General features: G+C 41.9%; 1 protein-coding gene and 1 pseudogene. Both read left to right on the forward strand.

Going from position 1 to position 1144, the window contains the following annotated elements:
• Window positions 1-350: pseudogene (locus A3762_RS27610) on the forward strand (hypothetical protein); the annotation flags it as partial.
• Window positions 351-556: 206 nt separating this feature from the next.
• The coding region (locus tag A3762_RS13230; protein ID WP_156493444.1) for a nitrogen regulation protein NR(II) at window positions 557-1144 on the forward strand (588 nt) is incomplete at its 3' end.

Raw genomic sequence — 1144 nt, forward strand, 5'->3', positions numbered from 1 at the left:
CACTTAAACTACCTCCTAGCTCAACGAACACTCAACAAGCTGACACAACAACAAAAGAACTCTATCAATCCTTAAAGATACTAAGCCCTAGCAATGACAGTGCATTCCACAGCGGCTCTGGCACAGTAAACATTTCTTTTACCTCATTCCCAGAATTAAGACCGAGCCACATATATAAAATCTTCATCGATAACCAACTCGTAGGCGAACAACGCACCACATCGTTGATTGTTGATAACGTATTTCGCGGAACGCACCAACTTAGCGTTCAGATTAGCGATGCTAGCGGTAAAATCATCAAATCCTCCTCCATATCTTTCACAATGCACCGCCCTTCAAAGCTAAACTAAACTCTTGATGCACCACCATGGTGCATGTAAAATCTTCATTGTGCTCTCCTCAAGTGCGAAGGATTGTTATCGAGCAATTAACAGAATAACAATCTTGGTAAATTCAATAACTTAGCTCTTATCAAAATGAATGCACCGCAAATGGTTTAATTATTGCTAGTTGTCTTAAACGGTGCGAAACCATCATATAAAGCCAGAAAAGACGAATGAAAAACCAAAACATTCAGCAATCAGTGATCCTAGACAACCTATCGACATCCGTTCTCGTTTTAGCGGAAGACTTGACGGTGCTTGATTACAACCCTGCTGCTGAAATGTTGACCCAAGTAAGCCAAAAACGCTTGGAAGCCGCGAAATTTCCTGAACTATTTAGTGACATTGAAAGTAATCTCATCGACGAGATGAAAGAGATCCTTAAAACGGGGCACTCTTACACTCAACGCGAATGTAAGATGACCTTATTAAATGGCGAACACATTCTCGTTGACTGCACTGTTTCTAGTCTGATCGCTAATAATGCGCCTTGTTTACTTGTTGAGATACAAGCAAAAGATCGATTACTTAGAATCAGCCGGGAAGAACAGCTACAAGAAAATCAAGAAACAGCGAAAATCCTCATTAGAGGCCTTGCACATGAAATCAAGAATCCTCTTGGAGGAATTCGTGGTGCGGCACAGCTCCTGTCATCGGAACTAAGCGATGAGCAAAGCGAGTATACGCAGGTAATCATAGAAGAAACGGATCGTTTACGTGATCTTGTGGACCGCATGTTAGGCACCCACAAAGCGCTCAAT

It is taken from the genome of Oleiphilus sp. HI0125 (assembly GCF_001635355.1).